At 52.0% G+C, this 1,723-nt stretch carries 3 protein-coding genes; 1 reads left to right on the top strand and 2 read right to left on the bottom strand.

What is annotated here, in order from left to right:
- The first annotated feature begins 524 nt into the window (after window positions 1–524).
- Entirely contained in the window at window positions 525–710 is a 186-nt protein-coding gene (locus tag QEH52_RS19475) for an addiction module protein (RefSeq protein WP_308952627.1), read from the top strand.
- 379 nt (window positions 711–1,089) lie between these two features.
- Here the strand turns inward: QEH52_RS19475 and QEH52_RS19470 are convergent, their stop codons facing one another.
- Window positions 1,090–1,365 (bottom strand): hypothetical protein, encoded by a 276-nt coding sequence (locus QEH52_RS19470; RefSeq protein WP_308952626.1) that lies wholly within the window; start codon window positions 1,363–1,365, stop codon window positions 1,090–1,092.
- Window positions 1,362–1,586 carry a hypothetical protein gene (locus tag QEH52_RS19465; RefSeq protein WP_308952625.1) on the bottom strand — a complete coding sequence of 75 codons (225 nt, stop codon included), beginning with the start codon at window positions 1,584–1,586 and terminating at the stop codon, window positions 1,362–1,364. Before QEH52_RS19465 ends, QEH52_RS19470 begins: the two co-directional genes overlap by 4 nt.
- Between the last annotated feature and the right edge of the window lie 137 nt (window positions 1,587–1,723).

Here is a 1,723-nt window from a genome sequence, read left to right as displayed (position 1 = left end):
CACGGTGCTCCCCTGCACAACTGCTACATTTACCTCCGTATGCGAACTAAACGACTTTGCTGTGTGGAGCCAGCTCATCTCAATACGTCGGCCTTCTATGCAGTTCTTGTCCCCCGATTCGCTCCGCTCATTCCCCTACGGCGGGACTACAAGCATCAGCTCGCGGGTTGTTCTACTGCGCTTCGCTTGCGAGTGTCGTCGCAGACTCCTCGGTACCCATAGCCTTCCTTCGAACCCAACCTCACGGTTGCGCACTTGGCTTCTGGTAATAGTTCTTTTCATTTTATTATTGGTTCTTACTATAGTGGACTTTAACCACATTTACACCGTGCCCATGCTGGGCACACCCAAGCCGCAGCTATCAACTCCTTTCGCGCTCCAGGCTTCGCTCTTCGAGCTATGCCCGGCAAGCCGCGCTTCATTCGCGATAGTGCTCCACGTTGGGTAAAAGAATGGAGTATCGATATCATTGACTAATTGGCGTCGAATGCCATCCTCGGTATATGATCCCAGATGTTAAAAGCATGACCAAAGAAGAGAAGTTACTCACAATGAGGAACTTGTGGGAGGACATGCGTAGCGAGATCAGCACCGCCTACGAAACTCCTGAGATGATTGACCTACTCGATCAGCGATCCGCTCGTATAGAATCTGGCGAGGCTCAGCTTCTAGACTGGGATAAAGTAAAAGGAAGCATTGGTCGCCAATGAAGAAAATCCGAATTTCATCAGACGCTTTATCTGATCTGAATGAAGGTTTTTTGTTTTACGAGAAGCAAGATCTAGGTCTTGGGGACTATTTTACGTCTTGCCTCAGGTCGGATATTGAGGAACTCCGATTGACAGGCGGTCTGCACCGAATTGTTCATCGACAGTTCTACCGCAGCTTATCGCGTGTATTCCCATACGGATATTTTACACCTCTGATAAAAAGACGGTTACTGTCTATGCGATCGTCGACCTAAGGCGTGATCCAGAGTTTATTCGTCGCCATTTGAAAGAAACAAAGACCCAATCCTGAAGTTATCAATCGCGCGCAGCCGCGTTGATAACTGATTGTTGAACAAGCCCGCACTAAAATGACCGCGCGCTATCGCTGATGCGGAATGCTTTCAACGCAGTCCTGGAGCGGGATGCGACACTGTCGGGTCAAATTGAACGACCGACTTTGCAACGGCAGGCATGCGGCTTCTTTGGCGGGACGACAAAAAGCCGCATTGATCGGAGTGGTGCAGCGCTTGGGGCTGCCGAGGATCGATCGCGCATCAAAAATACGAGTAAAGTCTTGCTCATCGGCCAAGCGCAAGCAGGTCAGGCCTGATAAAGCCTCACTTCGAGAGCTTCGTTTAAAAAGTTCAACGGTCATGATTGGACATAGAGTAAAGCGGAGCTGAGCGGCGGGCCGCGTGCGGAGAGGATTTTGCGCAAGCGCTGCATCGGCGGTTCGCACTGAGGACAACACACAGGCACTGGTTCAGCTTCGATGACAGGCACCAGCACCTGATTAACCGTCGAGGCCGCCAGCTTTTGGTCGTCTCGCAGGTAGATCAAGTAGTCCAGCACCTGACCCTCCGACAAGCGACGCAAACCAGGCCCTTCAGGCTGGTAATGCTCCCCGAGACGCTCCCGCCTACGCCAAGGCTACGGCGAGGCATGCCACCCAACGAAGGTAGGTCTCACGACTGCGAGGCGAGTAGGCTTTACTATGGACATGCGCATAGAAC

Source organism: Thalassobacterium maritimum, assembly GCF_031127805.1.
GTDB classification, from domain to species: Bacteria; Verrucomicrobiota; Verrucomicrobiia; order Opitutales; family Coraliomargaritaceae; genus Thalassobacterium; species Thalassobacterium maritimum.
Note: the sequence above shows the minus strand (reverse complement) of the source record. Positions and strands in the feature narration are given on the sequence as shown.

Excerpts from the sequence above, each read along its gene's own strand:
- QEH52_RS19470 (WP_308952626.1), bottom strand. The coding sequence starts at position 1,365 with ATGACCGTTGAACTTTTTAAACGAAGCTCTCGAAGTGAGGCTTTATCA.
- QEH52_RS19475 (WP_308952627.1), top strand. The coding sequence starts at position 525 with ATGACCAAAGAAGAGAAGTTACTCACAATGAGGAACTTGTGGGAGGAC.